Origin of the sequence: Pseudomonas sp. CFBP 8772 (genome assembly GCF_014841665.1) — a bacterium.
Lineage (GTDB): Bacteria > Pseudomonadota > Gammaproteobacteria > Pseudomonadales > Pseudomonadaceae > Aquipseudomonas > Aquipseudomonas graminis_B.
The window spans coordinates 65,814-87,016 of sequence record NZ_JACYUI010000016.1 but is presented as its reverse complement, the minus strand read 5'-3'; the positions used below and the strand labels follow the sequence as shown (position 1 = coordinate 87,016).

Sequence of the window (21,203 nt, the reverse complement as noted above, 5' to 3'; positions counted from 1 at the left end):
GTAACAAAAAAGGCCTCCCGAAGGAGGCCTCTTGTTCACGCGGCTTACGCCGGCGCGACTGGATCAGCAGCTGTAGTACAGCTCATATTCCAGTGGGTGTACGAAGGTGCGTACTTTGATTTCTTCTTCGGATTTCAGAGCGATGTAAGCGTCGATGAAGTCGTCGCTGAATACGCCGCCTTTGGTCAGGAACGCACGGCCTTTATCCAGTTCTTCCAGGGCTTCTTTCAGGCTGCCGCAAACTTGTGGGATCTCTTTCGCCTCTTCAGGCGGCAGGTCATACAGGTTTTTGTCAGCAGCATCGCCAGGGTGGATCTTGTTCTGGATGCCGTCCAGGCCAGCCATCAACAGGGCAGCGAATGCCAGGTAAGGGTTGGCTGCCGGGTCCGGGAAACGTGCTTCGATACGACGGCCTTTAGGGCTATTGACGTAAGGAATACGGATCGAAGCCGAACGGTTACGAGCCGAGTAGGCCAGCATGACCGGCGCTTCGAAGCCTGGAACCAGACGCTTGTACGAGTTGGTTGCCGGGTTGGTGAAGCCGTTCAGGGCCTTGCCGTGTTTGATGATGCCGCCGATGAAGTACAGAGCGGTGTCGGACAGGCCGGCATAACCTTCGCCTGCGAAGGTGTTCTTGCCATCTTTGGAGATGGACATGTGAACGTGCATACCCGAACCGTTATCGCCGTACAGAGGCTTGGGCATGAAGGTAGCGGTGCGGCCGTAAGCGTCGGCAACGTTATGCACGACGTATTTCAAGGTCTGAACTTCGTCAGCCTTTTTAACCAGCGTGTTGAATTTCACGCCGATTTCGTTCTGGCCAGCGGTTGCCACTTCGTGGTGGTGAACTTCGACGACCTGGCCCATTTCTTCCAGAGCGTTGCACATTGCGGTGCGGATTTCGTGGTCGTGGTCGAACGGTGGAACCGGGAAGTAGCCGCCTTTGATACCTGGACGGTGGCCCTTGTTGCCGCCTTCGATGTCAGCGTCGGACATCCACGAACCTTGTTCGGAGTAGATCTTGAACATGGAGCCGGAGATATCGGACTTGAATTTCACTTCGTCGAAGATGAAGAATTCTGGCTCAGGGCCGGCGAATACAGTGTCACCGATGCCGGTCGACTTCAGGTATTCCTCGGCGCGGTGAGCGATGGCGCGTGGGTCGCGATCGTAACCTTGCATGGTCGACGGTTCGATGATGTCGCAAACCAGGATCAGGGTAGGCTCTTCGGTGAACGGATCCAGGACGGCGGTTTCGTCGTCCGGCAGCAGGATCATGTCGGAGGCTTCGATGCCTTTCCAGCCCGAGATGGAGGAACCGTCGAACATTTTGCCGACTTCGAAGAAGTCGTCTTCCAGCGCATCGCGGGCCGGCATGGTCACGTGGTGCTGAGTGCCTTTGGTGTCCGTGAAGCGCAGATCAATCCACTTAACGTCATGATCTTTGATGAGTTGAACCGACTTCGACATGTTGTCCTCCGGGGTGGATTAGGGCCTGAGTAGTAGTGGGCCCTTCAATTTGGGTGATGCCGGGCGCGATACTCGACCAAGGCAACCTGCCTCACAAGGGAGCAATTTGCATGCCAGTGCCCTGTGTTGGGATTTCCTCGGGAATACCTGTCTTTTAGCGTGTTAAACGTCGCATATTCGAAAACAGGCGCACCGTTGTGGTGCCAAGTAATTGTATACAGGGCCGTTTTGGTGCGTGGACGATTGACTTTACGATAACTGGTTAAACCTTGAGCAATTTCCGCTATAATCCGCGCCCCCCTTTTTCGACCGGGACCTAGCGCGCTGTTTTCATGAAATTAATCGTCAAAGTCTTCCCAGAAATCACTATCAAAAGCCGGCCTGTGCGCAAGCGCTTCATCAAACAGCTGGCCAAGAACATCCGTACGGTGCTCCGCGATCTGGACCCGGCGTTGGTGGTGGATGGCGTGTGGGACAACCTTGAGGTCGAAACCAGGGTCGAGGATGCCAAAGTGCTGCGCGAGATGACCGAGCGGCTGAGCTGCATGCCCGGCATCACGCACTTTCTGCAGGTTGACCAGTATCCGCTGGGCGACATGGAAGACATCTATGAGAAGTGCAAGCTGCACTTCGGCGATGCGATCCCCGGCAAGATATTCGGGGTGCGCTGCAAGCGAGCGGGTCATCACGACTTCAGCTCCATGGAAGTCGAGAGGTACGTCGGCAGCAAGCTGCGCCGTGAATGCAACGCCGCCGGCATCTCGCTGAAGGCCCCGGAAGTCGAAGTCAGAATCGAAATCCGCGACCAGCGCCTGTTCGTGATTCACAGCCAGCACAACGGCATGGGCGGTTATCCGCTGGGTTCGCTTGAGCAGACCCTGATCCTGATGTCCGGTGGTTTTGACTCCACCGTGGCCGCGTACCAGATCATGCGTCGTGGCCTGATGAGCCATTTCTGCTTCTTCAACCTGGGCGGACGTGCCCACGAGCTGGGCGTGATGGAAGTCGCGCACTTCATCTGGAAGAAGTACGGCAGCTCCCAGCGCGTGCTGTTTGTCAGCGTACCGTTCGAGGAAGTTCTGGGAGAAATTCTCGGAAAAGTCGATAACAGTCATATGGGCGTAGTATTGAAGCGTATGATGTTGCGCGCCGCGACGAACATTGCCGACCGGCTGGAAATCGACGCGCTGGTCACCGGCGAGGCGATTTCCCAGGTGTCCAGCCAGACGCTGCCCAACCTGTCGGTCATTGATTGCGTGACGGAGAAGCTGGTCTTGCGGCCGCTGATCGCCAGTCACAAGCAGGACATCATTGACCTGGCCGATCAGATCGGCACCGGCGATTTTGCCCGGCACATGCCCGAATACTGCGGGGTGATTTCGGTGAACCCGAAGACCGCTGCCAAGCGCAACCGGGTCGAGCACGAAGAAAAATCGTTCGACATGGCCGTGCTCGAGCGTGCGCTTGAAAACGCTCGTCTGGTACCGATCGATCGCGTGATCGAGGAATTGGGCCAGGACGTTCAGATTGAAGAAGTTGGTCAGGCGCTGGCCGGGCAAGTGGTCATCGACATCCGTCACCCGGATGACGCTGAAGACCGCCCGCTGGCGCTGACTGGCGTTGAAGTACAAACGCTGCCGTTCTTTGCATTGAACAGCCGTTTCAAGGAACTGGATGATACGCGCCAGTACCTGCTCTATTGCGACAAAGGCGTCATGAGTCGCCTGCATGCTCATCATCTGCTCAGTGAGGGGCATGCCAATGTGCGCGTTTATCGACCGAGCTAAGTGCCCGGGGCTGTTTGCCTGTGGCTTGCGTCACCGGCCCCCCGACACCAGTCGTCAGCCGTAACGGCTTTCGCCGGCTCCACCGTTCATAGCTGCCTACAATCAGACAGCTGACCGAATCCTCTGATCGAGATACACAAGTGATCGAAAATCTACGCAACATCGCCATCATTGCTCACGTTGACCACGGTAAAACTACCCTCGTTGACAAGCTCCTGCGCCAGTCCGGCACCCTTGAGCGCAACGAGCTCAACGACGAACGCGTGATGGACTCCAACGACCAGGAAAAAGAACGCGGTATTACCATTCTCGCGAAGAACACCGCGATCAACTGGAATGGCTACCACATCAACATCGTTGACACCCCGGGCCACGCCGACTTCGGCGGTGAAGTAGAGCGCGTGATGTCGATGGTTGACTCCGTTCTGCTGCTGGTCGACGCCCAAGACGGCCCTATGCCGCAAACGCGTTTCGTGACCAAGAAGGCTTTCGAAGCCGGCCTGCGTCCAATCGTCTGCATCAACAAGGTTGACCGTCCAGGCGCGCGTCCGGACTGGGTTCTGGACCAGATCTTCGACCTGTTCGACAACCTCGGTGCTACCGAAGAACAGCTGGACTTCAAAGTCGTCTACGCCTCGGCCCTGAACGGTATTGCCGGTCTGGATCACACCGACATGGCTGAAGACATGACCCCGCTGTACCAGTCGATCGTCGACAACGTCCCTGCGCCAAAGGTTGACCGTGACGGCCCGTTCCAGATGCAGATCTCGGCACTGGACTACAACAGCTTCCTGGGCGTTATCGGTGTTGGCCGTATCGCTCGTGGCCGCGTCAAGCCAAACACTCCGGTTGTTGCGATCGGTGCTGACGGCAAGCGCCGCAACGGCCGTATCCTGAAGCTGATGGGTCACCACGGTCTGCACCGCATCGACGTCGAAGAAGCTGCTGCTGGCGACATCGTTTGCATCAGCGGTATGGAATCGCTGTTCATCTCCGACACTCTGTGCCACCCGGACACAGTGGAAGCGATGAAGCCGCTGACCGTTGACGAACCCACCGTTTCGATGACCTTCCAGGTCAACGACTCGCCGTTCTGCGGTAAAGAAGGCAAGTTCGTGACGTCCCGTAACATCAAGGAGCGTCTGGACAAGGAGCTGCTGTACAACGTTGCTCTGCGCGTTGAAGAAGGCGACTCGGCTGACAAGTTCAAGGTCTCCGGCCGTGGTGAGCTGCACTTGTCGGTACTGATCGAAACCATGCGTCGCGAAGGCTTCGAAATGGGTGTCGGTCGTCCTGAGGTGATCATCCGTCAGGTAGACGGCGTGAAGCAGGAACCGTTTGAAAACGTGACCATTGATACCCCGGAAGAATCCCAGGGCAAGGTCATGGAAGAGATGGGGCTGCGTAAGGGCGACCTGACCAACATGGTGCCGGATGGCAAAGGCCGTGTGCGTCTGGAATACAACATCCCTGCTCGTGGCCTGATTGGTTTCCGTAACCAGTTCCTGACCCTGACCAACGGTGCTGGCATCCTGACCTCGATCTTTGACCGCTACGACACCATGAAGTCCGGCGACATGTCCGGTCGTCAGAACGGCGTTCTGGTATCGGTTGAGACCGGCAAGGCACTGACCTATTCCCTGGAAACCCTGCAGGCGCGCGGCAAGCTGTTCGTCGAGCACGGTCAGGAGATCTACAACGGTCAGATCGTTGGCTTGAACAGCCGCGATAACGACATGGGCGTGAACCCAACCAAAGGCAAGAAGCTCGACAACATGCGTGCTTCGGGCAAAGACGAAACCATCGCTCTGGTTCCACCTGTTCGCTTCACCCTGGAACAGGCTCTGGAATTCATCCAGGACGACGAGCTGTGCGAAGTCACCCCTAAGTCGATCCGTCTTCGCAAGAAGATCCTCGACGAAGGCGAGCGTACCCGTGCTGCCAAGAAAGCCAAGGCGTAACTAGCCCCGGCTGAACGAAAACGCCCCCGGTCGAAAGGCCGGGGGCGTTTTTGTTTGTCTGCGTTTTGGTTTGGCCGGTGTCGATGCTGTGAGGGCGATGCCGCTCAATCCGGCCTCTTCCCGGCTAAAGCCGGTCCCACTAAGGTCTGCGCGCCTTTGGTAGGACCGGCTTCAGCCGGGAAGGCGTACACGAGCACTATAGAAGGTTTAGAACTTCAACGGCACCCGGCCGGAGTTCGAATTCAACGTACCGGTAGCTTCGCGCACGACTTCTTTCGGTTTATAGGCGCAATAACCCGGGCGCGGGCCGATCTTCGGGTGGTTGCGGCAAGTGTCGGGGCGTTTGTCATAGATGGTGCACAGCCGGCTCTTGCGATCCAGGTACAGGCAATCGTTGTTGCTCATGCGCTGGAGGGTGAAGATCCCGGACTTCTGATTGAAGCGCTCGACGATCCCGTCCTTCTGCAAGCGTTTGGCGATGTTCTTCGGGTTATCGCCCTGTTCGAACTCGTCGACGATGCCGATGCGGATCAGGTCCTTGATCTTCACTTCCACAGGGAGCGTGCAGCAACTGGAAACACAGCCTCCGCACATGTAGCTGGAATATTTCTGCCAGGTCTCGATGCGGTCGAGTTCTGCAGCGGCGATCAAGGTGGGTTTCATGCGCGTGTGCTTCCGGGTGTATCGGGCGCGCGATCATACCGGTCCGCGCGCAATTCCCCTATCGCAAAATCGTCGGGGCGACTGTCGGCTGCTGACCGGTAGAGCATTGCGGCCGCCCATTTCAGACCAGCACGGTCTTTGCCAAGGCCTCGACTTGCTCCTGCCGCTCGCTCTGGTTCAGCTTTGCGCCAGGATTCAGCGACGACCATTGCGGATGCGCTCGCGCCTTGTGCAGCGCCTCCGGCAGCTTGCCTTCGCGCCAGGTCTTGTCCAGAGGCGCGGTCAGTTTGATGCTCTCCATGGCGGCGTGGCCGCGCACTTCCAGCGCTTGCAGCAATTGCCGTTGGCGCAGCGCCAACAGTCGCAGCACGGCATCGTCGACCGTCAGTTCGCGCTGCCCCTTGAATTTGTCCATCAGCCGCCCGCCGTAACTGCGCGCTGTTTGCAGAGCGCCGCCGGCAATCGCGCCGACCAGTGCCGCCGCACCCAGCGTGATGCCGCCCACCAGCAAGTCCACGCCTGCACCTGCCGCCGCGCCCGCAGCAATACCGCCACCCACACGTACGCCCAGCAATTTCAGGGTTTCGGGATTGAACAGGTCATCCCCCCAGCGGCCATCCATCAACGGCAAGTCGCTGGCCGAGGCATCTTCTCGACGAAACGCGTAGAGCTTGAGCAGTGATTCGACGCAACGCTGCTCGCGCTGGCGCACGGCTTTGCGCAGATCGTCGATGGCCGCCTGTACCTGACCGGAGTCCGTCGCAACACTTCGGCGGCAGGCAGCGCAGTCCAGCAACAGCTCGGAGATCAGCCTGGCGGCGCTCTGCTTGCGAGCCTCACGCTGGGCCTGCTGATCTGCGATGAGACGCTCCAGTCTGCCGCGGGAGGTTTCCAGCAGCAGGGCCAGGCTTTCATACAGACGGCGTTCGCCATCTTCGGGCGGTGCAACGCTGTCAAAACGCACCAGCGCGTGCAGGCCGAGACGCGCCAGCGCTTCACGCCAGTCCGGTTCGCGCTGCTGCGCACTGCTGACAAAATTGAGCACGGGCAGCAACGGCTTGCCGCAACTGGCAAGCACCGCAAGCTCGTCGCGGTACTTGGCAAGCACCGGCTCTCGCGCGTCGATCACGTACAGGCCGGCGTCGGAGGCGAGTAGCTGACGAAGCACTTTGGCCTCCTGTTCAAAACGCTGGCGCGCCTCGCTGCCTTCCAGAAAGCGCCCGAGCCGCGCCGGGCCGTCGAGCCGTTCGCCGGGTCGGTCCAGCCGCTCGAGGTAATCCAGCAGGGCGATGGCGTCTTCCAGGCCGGGCGTGTCGTACAGCTCCAGCAGCGCCTCGCCATCCACCGACAACCGCGCGCCTTCGACGTGCCGGGTGGTGCTCGGGCGGTGGGAGACTTCGCCGAAGCCGACGTCGCGGGTGAGCGTGCGCAACAGTGAGGTTTTGCCGACGTTGGTGTGGCCGACCACGGCCAGTTTCAACGGGCGAATTGCGTCCTTGTCAGTCATGCCCGCTCTCCAGCCAGGTCATCGGCGCACTGTCGGTCCAGTGCAGTTCAAGCTGCTGCAGCGCCGTGTGCCAATCCTCCAGTCGGTCGGCGTCCAGCACCTGTCCGGTGGGGGCCGGCAACAGCCAGATGCGCGTCGCGGTGGCGCAGCGAGCCAACTCGGCAATCAACGCCAGGCTGCCGCGATCCGGCGAGCGACGTGGATCGCAGGCGATGGCAAGACGCGCAGGCGGGTAGCGTGTCAGTTGGTCGAGCAGTGTGCGCCTTGACTCACGGGAGTCGAGAATGCCGGCGTTGACCACGCTGTCGGGAAGCTCGGGCGGCCACGGCTGCTGATTGTCCAGCTCGATGGCGACCAGCAGCGCGCCCTGGCTTTCGCTCGCTGACGGACCGGTGACCACGGTGTGAAGCTCGGGAGGCGCGGCATCGTTAACGCCCAGCCGTTCGCTGCTGGGCATCAAGCGCTCGCGCAGCTCGACGAAACCGGGATGGCTCAGATCCAGTGACAACCCTCGTCGACCCACGCGCCAACGCAGGTAACACAGCATCGTCAGCAGCAAGCGCGGCACAATACCGAACACCACCAGCACGCCGACCAGCCATCCAGCCCAGGCCTGACGGGCGTTTTCGATGGCGAGCGCGTTATCACCGCTGGCGCGGATCATCGACTCGGTGGGGACGCTGAAACCGAGAGGCGAGGGGATTGCTCCCAGGCCTCGGGTCAGGCTGACAAAGGTGTCGCTGCCCAGAATGGTGGTTTCCCAGACGAAGCCGTAGCGCCGCGTCGCCATCAGTAACAGCAGCAGCGTCAGGGCGCTGACCAAGGCGAGCAGCCACAAGCCGTTGACGCAGATACCCAGCACCCAGCGGTTCAGGCGCTTGCGTTGCAGCAGCAATATCAACGCCGGCGCGAGCTGCGCCGCCTGGGCATCGCGCGCCAGTTTCTCGCTTAGCCACAGCCAGAGGCGACCGAGGCCGGCGGTACTTTCCCCGACGAAGAGCACGCCGATGGCCCAACTCAACAGCAGAATCAGGTTAAGCCCGAGCAGGCTGCCGAGCGCCCAGAACACATTGACGGGCGTCTGGCCGTCGCCCAAGGCAGCGAACGCCAGTCCGGCGCCGCTGACCACCGCGAACACCGCCAGCACGATCAACGCCAGGCGCGCGCCTTGTTTCCAGTGATGCAGCGCCTTGAGCATGCCGTCGCGTTCGGCGAGCCACAGGGCGCGGTGTTTGATCCGGGTTTGCAGGTCGCCCGCCGAGGCGCGTGCGCGGCGGTTGGCTTCTTCGTCTTCGAGCGCGCCGGCGTGTTCTTCACGCAGGCGCACGGCTTCGGTCAGCCAGAGTTCATCAAGGGGAGTCAGTGCAGTCACGCGGCGTCTCGTCGGTAAAGTCGTGGTTGAGCATAACCGGTGTGGCTGCGATCGCGCATTGCCAAGGGTTTGCGTTGCTTGGACAACCGCCATCGCGAGCAAGCTCACTCCTACAGGTTCGTCGTTCGAAATTTCCCGGCCTGGTGCGCACAGTGTAGGAGTGAGCTTGCTCGCGATAGGGACCTTCCCGGCGAGGTCATTCGGCTTGTACTCCGGTGAAGGAATCAGAGGGTGGCCTCTGATATCCTCGCACTATGAAAAAACATCTCCCCCTGAGCTTGATCGCCGCACTCGCTGAAAACCGGGTCATCGGCGTCGACAATTCCATGCCCTGGCACCTGCCGGGCGATTTCAAATACTTCAAGGCGACCACGCTGGGCAAGCCGATCATCATGGGTCGCAAGACCTGGGATTCCCTGGGTCGTCCGCTGCCGGGGCGGTTGAATCTGGTGGTCACGCGCCAACAGGATTTACGGCTTGAGGACGCCGAGGTTTTCACCTCTCTGGATGCGGCGGTGCACCGCGCTGAAGAGTGGGCGGCCGAGCAGGGCGTCAGCGAAGTGATGCTGATTGGCGGCGCCCAGCTTTACGGCCAGGCCCTTGAGCACGCTGACCGCCTGTACCTCACCCGCGTTGCGCTGAGTCCCGAAGGCGATGCGTGGTTTCCGGAATTCGATCTGGCGCAGTGGAAACTGGTTTCAGACACGCCAAACCCGGCGCTGGATGACAAGCCTGCGTACAGTTTCGAGGTTTGGGAGCGGGCCTGATATCGCTCTCGCGAGCAAGCTCACTCCTACAGGGGAATGCGGTCAACTGTGGGAGTGAGCAGCCCAAGCGCTGTCACCAAAACGTCGTTTTCATGTCATCTGTCGTGAATGGCGATCGGGGTGACGCCATCAGAACGGACGTTGTCGCTGACGCATCCAAACAGTCATGGCTTTTTGTTACGGTCCTCCTCGAACCAAAAAAGGGGAGGGGATCACCATGAAATTCGTACCAACATTATTGGCCACCGCGCTGTGTCTGGGTCTGGCCGGACAGGCACTCGCCACCGAACTGACCCACTGGCCTGCGCCTGCCGCCAAGCAGCTCAACGCCATGATTGCGGCAAACGCCAACAAAGGTAATTTCGCCGTTTTCGACATGGACAACACCAGCTACCGCTACGACCTGGAAGAGTCGCTGCTGCCGTTCATGGAAAACAAGGGGCTGATCACCCGCGACACACTCGATCCTTCCCTCAAGCTCATCCCGTTCAAGGACACCGCTGACCACAAGGAAAGCCTGTTCAGCTACTACTACCGGCTTTGCGAAATCGACGACATGGTCTGCTATCCGTGGGTCGCGCAAGTGTTTTCCGGCTTCACCCTCAAAGAGCTCAAGGGCTACGTTGACGAGCTGATGGCCTCGGGCAAGCCGGTGCCGAGTACGTATTCCGAAGGCGATGTGGTCAAGACCATCGAAGTGCAGCCGCCCAAGGTCTTCACCGGTCAGGCCGAGCTGTACAACAAGCTGATGGAAAACGGTATTGAGGTCTATGTCATGACCGCGGCGTCAGAAGAGCTGGTGCGCATGGTCGCCGCCGATCCCAAATACGGCTACAACGTGAAGCCGCAGAACGTCATCGGCGTGACCACACTGCTGAAGAACCGCGAGACAGGCGAGCTGACCACCGCCCGCAAGCAGATCACCGCCGGCAAATACGACGAAAAGGCTAACCTCGGTCTTGAGTTGACGCCTTACCTGTGGACCCCGGCGACCTGGATGGCCGGCAAGCAGGCAGCGATTCTGACCTACATCGATCAGTGGAAAAAACCGGTGCTGGTGGGCGGCGACACCCCCACCAGCGATGGCTACATGCTGTTCCACAGCGTCGACGTCAGCAAAGGCGGCGTTCATCTGTGGATCAACCGAAAGGACAAGTACATGACCCAGCTCAACGGCATGATGAAGACCAATGCCGAGGCTCAGGCCAAAGAGGGCTTGCCGGTCACGGCGGACAAGAATTGGGTGATCGTCAAGCCGGACGAGATTCAGTAAGCCGTCTCATTGCGCGGCGCGGCGATTTGCCGTGTCGCACTTTTTCAGGCCCATAACCTGCGGTATGCGCCGTCGGCATCATGTTCGTCGGCCTGCTTCACGGTGTTGAAGCGCCGACCGCCCCTCGGGTCCGTTCCGTAGCCGGCGATGTACAGCCAATTGCCCTGATTGCTGTAAACGTCGTAATCCACCAGCTGCGCCTCGAACCACGCGGCCCCGGCGCGCCAATCACCCTTTAGATCGAAGATCAGGTAACTGGCGACGATCTGGCGCATGCGGTTGGACAGATAGCCCGTCGCTGCCAATTCCCGCATACCCGCGTCAATCAACGCCGCTCCGGTTTCACCCCGACACCAGCGCGCAAACCCCTGTGGATTTTGGCCCGGCTCGCTGCCACCTTTCAGGCCGCTGGCGTGATAGAGAAGCCGGCCGTATTTCAGATGCAGCAAGCGAAAGTAATCGCGCCACAGCAACTCGAAGTAGATCCAGTACGTACTGTCATTGGCGCCATGTTCGGACTCAAAAGCCTTCAGCGCCTGATCGACCTGCGGCGCTGAAAGCGAACCGCGTGCAAGCCAGGGCGAAAACTTGGTGGAGTCGTCCACAGCGCTCAAGTTGTTGCGGGTGGCTTTATAGCTGTTCGCCAGGCCCCGGCGAAAATACTGCTGCAGATGCTCGATGGCCGCGTGCTCGCCGCCGTGAAATGCTTGCTGTTGGTAAGGAAACGCCGAGCGGGAGTCCGGAACCGCAGACGTTTGCAGCGTGACCGGTTCAATCCTCACACCTTGCGGCAGCGCTGGAATTGTCGCTGGCGATGGTATGGCGGGGCGGGCAGAAGCGTGGGCCTTTTCCACAAGACGCCGAAAGCTGCTGAATACGTCGGGCAGCTGCTCGACCGCCATTGGCAATTCATCCAGCGTAAACAGCGTCGATTGCCAGTGATCCTCCACGGTCAGTCCCGCCGCGCGGAGGGCTTGCACCTGTGCTTCCTCTTCCGGCGCCGCGATGCGTTCGCAGATGATCGTATCGATGCCCAGCTCGTGGGCCAGGGCGACGAGGCGTTCAACGGACTCACCCTCAATCTGCATCAGCGCGTTGCCTCGTGCGCTCAGCTGCCCGGCCAGTGCGCTGACCGCGGTCTGTTCGAAATACTGGCGGTGGGCGCCGATGCGCTCGAATCCCCACGGCGTGGACGTCACCACGGGTGTGCAGTAAACCGGCAGCAGCGTGTGGGCAAGTTCGCATGCGTGGGTGAATGCGGGGTTGTCGGCAAGCCGAAGGTCCTGACGGAACCAATAGATCAACGTATTCATGTGAAGGTCTCAGCGCCCAGGGATCGAGGCCTTGATCAGTGGGTGACAGGACGTGGTCCTTTTTCCGGTCGAGCAAGAGAAGCTAAACAGCATTGCACTTTTGAGCCATAGTCTTTCAAGTAAATGACTGAAAGGGGCTCAAATGAAAGCGTTGTCGCTGTCTTCGTCGCCAAGGTACGTGGCGCTGCTGGGTTATGGCGGTTTGCTGCCGTTCGTTGGGCTGCTGTTGCTGATCCTGTTTGCAGTCGACTACCGAGCTTTCTTGACGCACGCGCTGCTCGCTTACGGAGCGGTGATCCTGAGTTTTGTGGGCGCGCTGCATTGGGGATTCGCCATGACCCTGCAAGGCTTGAATGCCGACCAGTGTCGCGAGCGGTTCATCTGGAGTGTCATCCCGGCGCTGATCGCCTGGCCCGCACTGTTATTGCCGGCACCGTTGGGGCTGTTGCTGCTGATTTTCGGTTTCGTCACGCACTACTGGCAGGACCGGCGTCTGGTGAAAACCACAACACTGCCCGACTGGTATTTGCCGATGCGCCTGCGTTTAACGTTGGTCGCCAGTCTTTGCCTGCTGCTGGGAGCGATCACTGCAGCCGTTGGCTCCTGAAACCGCCGGTGTCCGGATCTGTTGGAGGCTAATTGAAGGTTCGGCCGGGTGTTCGACCCGTGTCCGAGCCTTACCTCCTCCAAGCGGTTGGCAGGCAAAAAAACACCCCGACATGCGGGGTGTTTTCCAGTGCGGGTTGATGCTTACGGCATCAGCTTGTCGAGCATCGCCTTGTCACGCACAGCACCCTTGTCGGCACTGGTCGCCAGCAGGGCGTAGGCCTTGAGGGCGGTGGTCACTTTGCGCGGGCGTGACTCAACCGGTTTCCAGCCTTTCTTTTCCTGCTCGGCGCGACGTTCGGCCATTTCCGCGTCGTCGATCAACAGATTGATCGAGCGATTCGGAATATCGATCAGTACTTTGTCGCCGTCACGGACCAGACCGATCGCGCCACCTGCTGCGGCTTCAGGAGACGCATGGCCGATGGACAGGCCAGAGGTCCCGCCCGAGAAACGCCCGTCGGTCAGCAGCGCACAGTCTTTGCCCAGACCTTTGGATTTCAGATACGACGTCGGGTACAGCATTTCCTGCATACCCGGGCCGCCTTTCGGACCTTCGTAACGGATGATCACGATGTCGCCGGCCTTCACTTCGTCCGCCAGAATGCCGCGAACAGCGCTGTCCTGGCTTTCGAAGATCTTGGCGTTGCCTTCGAACACGTGAATCGACTCGTCCACGCCAGCGGTTTTCACCACGCAGCCGTCGAGCGCGATGTTGCCGTACAGCACGGCCAGGCCACCTTCCTGGGAGTAGGCGTGCTCGACACTGCGAATGCAGCCGTTCTCGCGGTCGTCGTCCAGGGTGTCCCAACGGGTCGACTGGCTGAAGGCCGTCTGGGTCGGAATGCCCGCAGGGCCCGCTTTGAAGAAGTGATGCACCGCTTCGTCGTCAGTCTGGGTGATGTCCCACTTGGCGATGGCTTCTTCCATGGATTTGCTGTGCACGGTCGGCAAGTCGGTGTGCAGCAGGCCGCCACGGGCCAGCGAGCCGAGGATGCTGAAGATGCCGCCGGCGCGGTGGACGTCTTCCATGTGGTACTTCTGGATGTTCGGCGCGACTTTGCACAGCTGCGGCACTCGGCGCGACAGGCGATCAATGTCGCGCAAGTCGAACGGAATCTCGGCTTCCTGGGCAGCGGCCAGCAAATGCAGGATGGTGTTGGTCGAACCGCCCATGGCGATGTCGAGGGTCATCGCGTTCTCGAACGCCTTGAAGTTGGCGATGTTACGCGGCAGCACCGACTCGTCGTTGTCTTTGTAGTAGGTTTTGCACAGGTCGACGATGGTGCGCCCGGCCTGCAGGAACAGCTGCTCGCGGTCGGAGTGGGTCGCCAGCGTGGAGCCGTTGCCCGGCAGCGCAAGGCCCAGTGCTTCAGTCAGGCAGTTCATCGAGTTGGCGGTGAACATCCCGGAGCACGAACCGCACGTCGGGCAGGCGCTGCGCTCGTATTCAGCGACTTTTTCGTCGGACGCGGTGGAGTCGGCAGCGATGACCATGGCGTCGACCAGGTCCAGGCCGTGGCTGGCGAGCTTGGTCTTGCCGGCTTCCATCGGACCGCCGGAAACGAAGATCACCGGGATGTTCAGGCGCAACGAAGCCATCAGCATGCCGGGGGTGATCTTGTCGCAGTTGGAGATGCAGACGATTGCATCGGCGCAGTGGGCGTTGACCATGTATTCGACGGAGTCGGCGATGATCTCGCGGCTGGGCAACGAATACAGCATGCCGTCATGGCCCATGGCGATGCCGTCATCCACCGCGATGGTGTTAAATTCCTTGGCGACGCCGCCTGCTCTTTCGATCTCGCGCGCCACCAGCTGACCCATGTCCTTCAAGTGGACGTGGCCCGGAACGAACTGGGTGAACGAGTTGGCGATGGCGATGATCGGCTTCTTGAAATCGTCGTCCTTCATGCCCGTGGCACGCCACAAGGCGCGCGCGCCGGCCATATTGCGGCCGTGGGTGGACGTTTTTGAACGGTAATCAGGCATTGGAACACTCCGGCTAATCGGCTGAATGAGGAAGGGAGTGAGCTTCTAGTGACGTCGTGTGCAAAAGGCAGTGACCGGATGCAGCGAAGAAACCGAACGATACGGGATCACCGTACGCCCAGCCTGAGCTCATAAACCCGCCGGGGATGACTGGCGATGAATAGCGCTGATTCTACACCTGTGAGGGCGGGAGGGAATGGCGGGAAGTGGGGCTGCGGACTCATCGGTCTGATTGCCAAACGGGTCGGTGGGGGATCCGACCTCAATCGCGAGCAAGCTCACTCCTACAAAGATGCCCCCTGATTCGAGCGATCAATGGTCCCGGCACGAATGCAAAGTTCGGCGCGGAACCACTGTAGGAGTGAGCTTGCTCGCGATAAGGATCTTGCAGACACATCCGGAATCTCTGTTTGGCGTCTACCCCTCAGGCACTGTTCTAGCCTTCCTGGTAATCACCAACGGGAGCGACTAATGCCGGAATTACCGCGTGGAAGATATCTAAGGAGCGGGAGATTTTCGGAGTCGGGACGGATTTACCTCGTCACGTCGGTCACCCATAACCGGGAGCAGGTTTTCAGCGACTGGAAGCTTGGACGATTGGTTGTGAACGAGTTCCGCGCCGCTCAGTCCTCGGGGGCGGCAGATTCGTTAGCGTGGGTCATCATGCCCGACCACATCCACTGGCTGCTTGAACTGACGGGAGGTGAACTCACTCGGATTTTACAGGGAGTGAAATCGCGAAGCGCTCGCGCAATCAATCAGTCGCGAGGAACGCACCGGCAAGTCTGGCAGAGGGGTTTTCACGACAGAGCATTACGACGGGAGGACGATCTTTTGATGATGGCCAGATACATTGTCGCCAATCCGTTGAGGGCTGGATTGGTCAAACGGGTCGGAGATTATCCGCTGTGGGACGCGAGTTGGTTTTGAAGCAGAATCGCGAGCAAGCTCACTCCTACAGGTACTGTGCATCGCCTGTAGGAGTGAGCTTGCTCGCGATCTGTTGCGAAGCGACAGCAATCCTGCAATGCATTCAGTCAGGCATATCACTGTCGTCTGATTTGCTGCCGGTTCCCGGCAGATCGCGGGACAAGCCACGCTCCTACAGGTTCTGCAGATGGCCTGTAGGAGTGGGCGGCTCGTTACGTCACGCTATCAGCCATCAGCTGTTCGGCAACAACCGGCAGGTGATGCTTTTGATGTAGCGCGTTTCGGGGATTGCAGGGTGGACCGGGTGGTCCGGGCCCTGGCCGCCGCGCTCGAGCAGCTGGATGTTGCGGTCCAGATGGCGGGCACTGGTCAGGAGGATGTTTTGCAGGTCATCTTCCGGCAGGTGCATCGAGCAGGAAGCGCTGACCAGAATGCCGTCCTTGCTGAGCAGGCGCATGGCTTGCTCGTTCAGGCGGCGGTAGGCGCCTTCGCCGTTTTTCATGTCCTTCTTGCGTTTGATGAACGCGGGCGGGTCGGCAATGATCACGTCGAAACGCTCTTCAGCCGCTTTCAGTTCCTTCAGCGCCTCAAACACGTCGCCTTCGATGCAGGTGACCTTTTCCGCGAAGCCGTTCAGTGCGGCGTTACGCTCGACACCGTCCAGCGCGAAGGCTGACGCGTCGACGCAGAAGACTTCGCTGGCGCCGAACGCACCGGCCTGGATGCCCCAGCCGCCGATGTAACTGAACAGGTCCAGTACACGCTTGCCCTTGGCGTACGGTGCCAGGCGCGCGCGGTTCATGCGGTGGTCGTAGAACCAGCCCGTCTTCTGGCCTTCCATCACCGGCGCTTCGAACTTCACGCCGTTCTCTTCCAGCGCGACCCACTCCGGCACCAGGCCGAACGCGGTTTCAACGTAGCGGTTCAGCCCTTCGGCGTCGCGCGCGGCGGAGTCGTTCTTGAGCAGAATGCCCCTCGGCTTGATCACTTGAATCAGCGCGGCGAGCACGTCGTCCTTGAGCTGCTCCATGGCTGCTGACGCCAGCTGCACCACCAGAATGTCGCCGAAGCGATCCACCACCAAACCTGGCAACAGGTCGGAGTCGCCGTAGACCAGACGATAAAACGGCTTGTCGAACAGACGCTCGCGCAGCGACAGGCAGACGTTCAGGCGATGAACCAGCAGCGACTTGTCCAGTGGCAGCTTGATGTCGCGGGACAGCAAACGTGCGCAAATCAGGTTTTGCGGGCTCATTGCGACGATGCCCAGCGGCTTGCCGCCCGCAGCTTCCAGAATGGCTTGAGCGCCCGGAGCAAAGCCGTTGAGCGGGGTGGCAGCGACGTCGATTTCGTTGCTGTAGACCCACAAATGACCGTTGCGCAAACGGCGATCGGCGTTGGGCTTGAGGCGCAAGCTAGGCAGGGACATGACGTCGCTCCGGAAAAAAGAGCGGGAGTATAGCGCGTGAACCCGCTGACGGGCGCGCCGTGGTCGATTACCGTCTGGCTGTCCGTCGGATCCGTTGGATCGTCATCCAGTTGTCGACCCGTGGCCGCGAGGGGTTAGAATCGTGGCCTGACCCCGAGTGTGAAGTTATGTCCCAAGAGCTTACGTCCGAGCAGATCCAGCAGGCGTTACAAGGCATCAGCGTTCCGCCCCAGCCGCAAATCATGGTGGATTTGCAGATGGAGCAGTACATGCCTGACCCTGACTTGGGTGCCATCGCCCGGTTGATCGCCCAGGATCCGGGGCTCTCCGGCGCGCTGCTGAAAATCGTCAATTCCAGCCATTACGGACTGACCAACAAAATCGCCTCGATCCAACGGGCGGTGAACCTGCTCGGCAGCCGCTCGGTCATCAACCTGATCAACGCACAGTCGATCAAGGGCGAGATGAGCGATGAAACCATCGTCGTGCTCAACCGTTTCTGGGACACCGCCCAGGACGTCGCAATGACCAGTCTGACGATCGCCAAGCGCATCGGCTCGCAAACGGTCGACGAATCCTACGCACTGGGCCTGTTTCATGACTGCGGCGTGCCGCTGATGATCAAGCGTTTCCCCGACTACATGAGCGTGCTCGAAGAGGCGTATTCCAACACCACCGCCGAGTGTCGGGTGGTCGACACCGAGAACCGGCTGCTGAACACCAACCACGCCGTTGTCGGTTATTTCACCGCCAAGTCCTGGCGTTTGCCTGAACATGTCAGCAATGCGATCGCCAATCACCATAATGCGCTGGCGATTTTCAAGGACGACTCGGGTCGCAACGCGCCACTGAAAAACATGCTGGCCGTGCTGAAGATGGCCGAGCATGTCTGCGAATCCCACCGTGTATTGGGCAACGAGCCCGTCGACCACGAGTGGAACAGCATTGGTCCCCTGGTTCTCGATTACGTTGGCTTGTCCGACTACGACTTCGAAAACCTCAAGGAAAGTATTCGCGAGCTGAGCGCGCACTGACCCTGCGCCTGACCTTGCCCTTCACCGAGCTGCCGCATGCCTGAATTACCTGAAGTCGAAACCACCCGCCGGGGCATTGCGCCGCATCTGGTGGGCCAGCGCGTGAGCCGCGTGATTGTGCGTGATCGTCGGCTGCGCTGGCCGATCCCCGAAGACCTTGACGTGCGCCTGTCAGGCCAGAAAATCGTGGCTGTCGAGCGTCGTGCCAAGTATTTGCTGATCCAGGCGGAGGTTGGCACGTTGATCAGCCACCTCGGCATGTCGGGTAATCTGCGCCTGGTGGACGCCGGTCTGCCGCCGCTCAAGCACGAGCACGTCGACATCGAACTCGAGTCCGGCCTGGCCTTGCGCTACACCGACCCTCGGCGTTTCGGCGCCATGCTCTGGAGCCTCGACCCGCTTAACCATGAATTGCTCGCGCGCCTTGGGCCGGAACCGCTGACCGAGGTGTTCGACGGGCTGCGTCTGTTCGAGCTGTCCCGTGGCCGGGCAATGGCGGTCAAGCCGTTCATCATGGACAACGCGATCGTCGTGGGTGTCGGCAACATCTACGCGACCGAAGCACTGTTCGCCGCCGGCATTGATCCGCGCCGTGCCGCCGGGAGCGTTTCCAAGTCGCGCTATATAAAGCTGGCGATTGAAATCAAACGCATCCTGGCCGCCGCCATCGAACGGGGCGGTACCACGCTGCGTGATTTCATCGGCGGGGACGGCCAGCCCGGTTACTTCCAGCAGGAACTGTTCGCCTACGGACGCGGCGAGGAACCGTGCAAGGTGTGCGGGACCACGCTGCGAGAAGTGAAGCTGGGTCAGCGGGCGAGTGTTTATTGCCCCAAGTGCCAGAAGTAGTTCCAGACAGCAGCAGAGCCGTCGGCCTGGATCGCTGACTGCCGCGGGATCGCGAGGGTTTATCCGATCCCTCCTACAGGGCGTGTCTTGTCAGTGAGACACGCCGCCCCTTGCGTAAGCCCGCGCCCTGTTTATAGTGAACAGCTTCATATCTGCCTTAGCTTGAAGGACCATGCCATGAGCCCGTTTCGCATGCTTGCTGCCACCCTGGCCGTGTTCTTCGGCTTGCAATTCACGCCTGCGCTGGCTCAGGACGCGACCGGCAGTGGTGACCCCGTCTACGAAATCGAAAGCCCTCCCGCCTACGCGATGATCGGCGACCTGCTGATCGCGCGGCCGATTCTCATTGCTGCCACCATCATCGGCGCCGGGTTGTTCGTGGTTGCACTGCCGTTTACCGCCGCCGGCGGCGGCATTGGCCGAACCGGCAAGGCGCTGGTGGTGGATCCGGGCAAGGCGGCATTCGTCCGCTGCCTGGGTTGCACCGGCGACGGTTATGGCAAGCAGGACTGATCGGCGCAGGCGCGCATCAGCTTCAGCGCGTCACTGGGTTTGAAAGTCGTTGATACGCCAATGCCACGCGGGTCACTGGCCGCTTCGACCCGGGCACTGTTCTTGTGCCATAACAGCACCTGCTGATTGCCGAAATCCTTCGCCGTCTCCTTCAGCGCATAACCGCGCTCGCGCAGGTCCGCCAGTTCCTGCTCCGTGAATGTCTCCGGCTCGTACTCCACCACATCCGGCGTGTACTGGTGGTGGTAGCGCGGCGTTGATGCCCAGTTGGCAATCGGCTGCTCGTCCAGATACTGCAGCATCGACAGCAGCACCATGCTGGGGATGCGGCTGCCGCCCGGGGTACCGAAGGCAGCGAGTGATTGCGGGCCTTCGATGAAGCTCGGGCTCATGCTTGAGATCGGTCGCTTGCCCGGCTCGATGGCATTGGCGTGTCCGCCGGCTGAGGCCGAGTTGCCCTGACCTTTGGGGTCTATGGCAAAGTCGTCCATCTCATCGTTGAGGATGATCCCGGTGCCGGGCACGGTAAACGCTGAGCCGAAGGGCAGGTTTAGCGACAGTGTCGCCGTCACGGCGTTGCCTTCGTTGTCCAGTACGGCGAAATGGCTGGTGTTGTCGCCCTCACGCCAGCGCGGCGCGGGGGGCAGGGTGTTATTGGGCGTGGCGCGGTGGGGATCGATGCTGGTGGTCAGCTGCAGCAAGTAGTCGGTGGACAGGAGTTGAGCCACCGGGTTGGGCACGAAGTCCGGGTCGCCCAGCAGCACGCGATCACGATACGCACGGCGAAGCGCCTCAATCACAAAATGCGCCCGCTGAATGTTCTCCGACCCCCGCCACGGCAGCTGTTGCAGCATCGACAGGCTTTGCGCCAGTGCAATGCCACCTGCCGAGGGCGGCGGTGCGCTGATCAGTTCCCGTTGATCGGCCATCTGAAAGCGCAGAGGCGTTCGCGTGATGACTTCATATTCTTCGAAATCATGGTAATTCCAGATGCCTCCGGCACGACGCACGCCGCTGACCATCGCCTGTGCCACCAAGCCACTGTAGAACCCGGCGCGGCCATTATCGGCAAGGCGCCCCAGGGTTTGCGCCAGCTCAGGCTGGGTGATGACGTCACCCAGATTCGGCACGTCGTTGTTGCGCAGGAACAGGCGCGCGCTCTCTTTATTGTTGCGCAACGCGAACAGCCGCCAGCTGGCGCGCTCGCGATAAACGCTGTCCACCTTGAAGCCGCGGTAGGCGACCCGGATGGCGGGCGCCAGCGAGATCGAAAGCGGCAATCGGCCATAGCGTTCGGCGAGCTCGACCAATGCCGCGGGAAGCCCGGGGATCGCGGCCGCCAGTGGTCCGTTAAGGGACAGGTCCGGCTGGAGGATCCCGTTGCGGTGGAACATTTTGGGTTTTGATTTGAGCGGCGCCTTTTCGCGCGCGTCGAGAAACTGATACTGAACGGGGTCGCCGGATTGGCGCAGCAGGAAAAACCCGCCGCCGCCGAGGCCCGACCCGTAAGGTTCAACGACGGCGAGCGTGGCACTGATGGCAATGGCGGCATCGAATGCGTTGCCGCCATCCACCAGGATTTCCCGGCCGGCGGCGGTGGCAATGGGATGCGGGCTGGCGATGGCAGCCTGATCGGGGTGATCGGGGCTGGCCTGGGCCGAAAAAGCGCACAGCAGAAACACTGCGCCTGACAAAACAGGTATCCGTTCCAGCATAGAGATCATGCGTATCTCGCTC

17 protein-coding genes are annotated in these 21,203 nt (G+C 60.4%); 9 read left to right on the top strand and 8 right to left on the bottom strand.

Annotated features, from left to right (window positions below):
- Positions 1 to 63: 63 nt before the first annotated feature.
- On the bottom strand, positions 64 to 1,470 hold the full coding sequence (gene glnA / locus IFT99_RS24030; RefSeq protein ID WP_037018763.1) for a glutamate--ammonia ligase: 1,407 nt from the start codon (positions 1,468 to 1,470) through the stop codon (positions 64 to 66).
- Between the two features lie 332 nt (positions 1,471 to 1,802).
- Here glnA and thiI point away from each other — a divergent pair, with 332 nt between their 5' ends.
- On the top strand, positions 1,803 to 3,257 hold the full coding sequence (gene thiI / locus IFT99_RS24025; protein ID WP_192135567.1) for a tRNA uracil 4-sulfurtransferase ThiI: 1,455 nt from the start codon (positions 1,803 to 1,805) through the stop codon (positions 3,255 to 3,257).
- Positions 3,258 to 3,397: 140 nt separating this feature from the next.
- Positions 3,398 to 5,218 carry a translational GTPase TypA gene (gene typA, locus IFT99_RS24020; RefSeq protein ID WP_065991054.1) on the top strand — a complete coding sequence of 607 codons (1,821 nt, stop codon included), beginning with the start codon at positions 3,398 to 3,400 and terminating at the stop codon, positions 5,216 to 5,218.
- A gap of 207 nt (positions 5,219 to 5,425) precedes the next feature.
- Here the strand turns inward: typA and IFT99_RS24015 are convergent, their stop codons facing one another.
- The 3 genes from IFT99_RS24015 to IFT99_RS24005 form a co-directional block, all read right to left on the bottom strand.
- Positions 5,426 to 5,881 carry a YkgJ family cysteine cluster protein gene (locus tag IFT99_RS24015; protein ID WP_065991059.1) on the bottom strand — a complete coding sequence of 152 codons (456 nt, stop codon included), beginning with the start codon at positions 5,879 to 5,881 and terminating at the stop codon, positions 5,426 to 5,428.
- Positions 5,882 to 6,002: 121 nt separating this feature from the next.
- Positions 6,003 to 7,388 carry a GTPase/DUF3482 domain-containing protein gene (locus IFT99_RS24010; RefSeq protein ID WP_065991061.1) on the bottom strand — a complete coding sequence of 462 codons (1,386 nt, stop codon included), beginning with the start codon at positions 7,386 to 7,388 and terminating at the stop codon, positions 6,003 to 6,005.
- A complete protein-coding gene (locus IFT99_RS24005) occupies positions 7,381 to 8,760 on the bottom strand; it encodes a DUF2868 domain-containing protein (RefSeq protein WP_192135565.1) in 1,380 nt (459 codons plus the stop codon). Before IFT99_RS24005 ends, IFT99_RS24010 begins: the two co-directional genes overlap by 8 nt.
- Before the next feature lie 254 nt (positions 8,761 to 9,014).
- Between IFT99_RS24005 and IFT99_RS24000 the strand changes: the two genes are divergently transcribed.
- Entirely contained in the window at positions 9,015 to 9,527 is a 513-nt protein-coding gene (locus IFT99_RS24000) for a dihydrofolate reductase (RefSeq protein WP_192135563.1), read from the top strand.
- Between the two features lie 217 nt (positions 9,528 to 9,744).
- Positions 9,745 to 10,800 (top strand): haloacid dehalogenase-like hydrolase, encoded by a 1,056-nt coding sequence (locus IFT99_RS23995; protein ID WP_192135561.1) that lies wholly within the window; start codon positions 9,745 to 9,747, stop codon positions 10,798 to 10,800.
- A 44-nt stretch (positions 10,801 to 10,844) separates the two neighbouring features.
- On the opposite strand, the gene IFT99_RS23990 is transcribed toward IFT99_RS23995, so the two are convergent.
- Entirely contained in the window at positions 10,845 to 12,113 is a 1,269-nt protein-coding gene (locus IFT99_RS23990) for a DASH family cryptochrome (protein ID WP_192135559.1), read from the bottom strand.
- A 142-nt stretch (positions 12,114 to 12,255) separates the two neighbouring features.
- Here IFT99_RS23990 and IFT99_RS23985 point away from each other — a divergent pair, with 142 nt between their 5' ends.
- Positions 12,256 to 12,720: a DUF3429 domain-containing protein gene (locus IFT99_RS23985; protein WP_192135557.1), complete on the top strand. Its 465-nt coding sequence runs from the start codon at positions 12,256 to 12,258 to the stop codon at positions 12,718 to 12,720.
- Positions 12,721 to 12,863: 143 nt separating this feature from the next.
- On the opposite strand, the gene ilvD is transcribed toward IFT99_RS23985, so the two are convergent.
- On the bottom strand, positions 12,864 to 14,711 hold the full coding sequence (ilvD, locus tag IFT99_RS23980) for a dihydroxy-acid dehydratase (RefSeq protein WP_192135555.1): 1,848 nt from the start codon (positions 14,709 to 14,711) through the stop codon (positions 12,864 to 12,866).
- Positions 14,712 to 15,182: 471 nt separating this feature from the next.
- Here ilvD and IFT99_RS23975 point away from each other — a divergent pair, with 471 nt between their 5' ends.
- On the top strand, positions 15,183 to 15,641 hold the full coding sequence (locus tag IFT99_RS23975) for an REP-associated tyrosine transposase (protein ID WP_065991076.1): 459 nt from the start codon (positions 15,183 to 15,185) through the stop codon (positions 15,639 to 15,641).
- A gap of 232 nt (positions 15,642 to 15,873) precedes the next feature.
- On the opposite strand, the gene IFT99_RS23970 is transcribed toward IFT99_RS23975, so the two are convergent.
- Positions 15,874 to 17,070, bottom strand: coding sequence for a class I SAM-dependent rRNA methyltransferase (locus IFT99_RS23970; RefSeq protein ID WP_065991078.1), 1,197 nt, complete (start codon positions 17,068 to 17,070; stop codon positions 15,874 to 15,876).
- A 167-nt stretch (positions 17,071 to 17,237) separates the two neighbouring features.
- Here IFT99_RS23970 and IFT99_RS23965 point away from each other — a divergent pair, with 167 nt between their 5' ends.
- The 3 genes from IFT99_RS23965 (at position 17,238) to IFT99_RS23955 (ending at position 19,466) form a co-directional block, all read left to right on the top strand.
- The gene (locus IFT99_RS23965; protein ID WP_074890184.1) at positions 17,238 to 18,104 is read left to right on the top strand and encodes an HDOD domain-containing protein; all 867 of its coding nucleotides are present in this window, start codon (positions 17,238 to 17,240) and stop codon (positions 18,102 to 18,104) included.
- A 36-nt stretch (positions 18,105 to 18,140) separates the two neighbouring features.
- A complete protein-coding gene (mutM, locus tag IFT99_RS23960; protein WP_192135553.1) occupies positions 18,141 to 18,953 on the top strand; it encodes a bifunctional DNA-formamidopyrimidine glycosylase/DNA-(apurinic or apyrimidinic site) lyase in 813 nt (270 codons plus the stop codon).
- 177 nt (positions 18,954 to 19,130) lie between these two features.
- The gene (locus IFT99_RS23955; RefSeq protein WP_065991088.1) at positions 19,131 to 19,466 is read left to right on the top strand and encodes a multidrug transporter; all 336 of its coding nucleotides are present in this window, start codon (positions 19,131 to 19,133) and stop codon (positions 19,464 to 19,466) included.
- On the opposite strand, the gene ggt is transcribed toward IFT99_RS23955, so the two are convergent.
- Positions 19,448 to 21,190 (bottom strand): gamma-glutamyltransferase, encoded by a 1,743-nt coding sequence (gene ggt / locus IFT99_RS23950; RefSeq protein WP_446731153.1) that lies wholly within the window; start codon positions 21,188 to 21,190, stop codon positions 19,448 to 19,450. The genes IFT99_RS23955 and ggt overlap by 19 nt on opposite strands.
- Positions 21,191 to 21,203 lie beyond the last annotated feature (13 nt).

Bases quoted from the DNA above. Each gene is read 5' to 3' on its own strand.
- IFT99_RS23955 (WP_065991088.1), top strand. From the start codon at position 19,131: ATGAGCCCGTTTCGCATGCTTGCTGCCACCCTGGCCGTGTTCTTCGGC.
- IFT99_RS24010 (WP_065991061.1), bottom strand. From the start codon at position 7,388: ATGACTGACAAGGACGCAATTCGCCCGTTGAAACTGGCCGTGGTCGGC.
- mutM (WP_192135553.1), top strand. From the start codon at position 18,141: ATGCCTGAATTACCTGAAGTCGAAACCACCCGCCGGGGCATTGCGCCG.
- IFT99_RS23970 (WP_065991078.1), bottom strand. From the start codon at position 17,070: ATGTCCCTGCCTAGCTTGCGCCTCAAGCCCAACGCCGATCGCCGTTTG.
- IFT99_RS23995 (WP_192135561.1), top strand. From the start codon at position 9,745: ATGAAATTCGTACCAACATTATTGGCCACCGCGCTGTGTCTGGGTCTG.
- IFT99_RS24000 (WP_192135563.1), top strand. From the start codon at position 9,015: ATGAAAAAACATCTCCCCCTGAGCTTGATCGCCGCACTCGCTGAAAAC.
- IFT99_RS23975 (WP_065991076.1), top strand. From the start codon at position 15,183: ATGCCGGAATTACCGCGTGGAAGATATCTAAGGAGCGGGAGATTTTCG.
- IFT99_RS23985 (WP_192135557.1), top strand. From the start codon at position 12,256: ATGAAAGCGTTGTCGCTGTCTTCGTCGCCAAGGTACGTGGCGCTGCTG.
- IFT99_RS23990 (WP_192135559.1), bottom strand. From the start codon at position 12,113: ATGAATACGTTGATCTATTGGTTCCGTCAGGACCTTCGGCTTGCCGAC.
- ilvD (WP_192135555.1), bottom strand. From the start codon at position 14,711: ATGCCTGATTACCGTTCAAAAACGTCCACCCACGGCCGCAATATGGCC.
- IFT99_RS23965 (WP_074890184.1), top strand. From the start codon at position 17,238: ATGTCCCAAGAGCTTACGTCCGAGCAGATCCAGCAGGCGTTACAAGGC.
- thiI (WP_192135567.1), top strand. From the start codon at position 1,803: ATGAAATTAATCGTCAAAGTCTTCCCAGAAATCACTATCAAAAGCCGG.
- ggt (WP_446731153.1), bottom strand. From the start codon at position 21,190: ATGATCTCTATGCTGGAACGGATACCTGTTTTGTCAGGCGCAGTGTTT.
- IFT99_RS24015 (WP_065991059.1), bottom strand. From the start codon at position 5,881: ATGAAACCCACCTTGATCGCCGCTGCAGAACTCGACCGCATCGAGACC.
- glnA (WP_037018763.1), bottom strand. From the start codon at position 1,470: ATGTCGAAGTCGGTTCAACTCATCAAAGATCATGACGTTAAGTGGATT.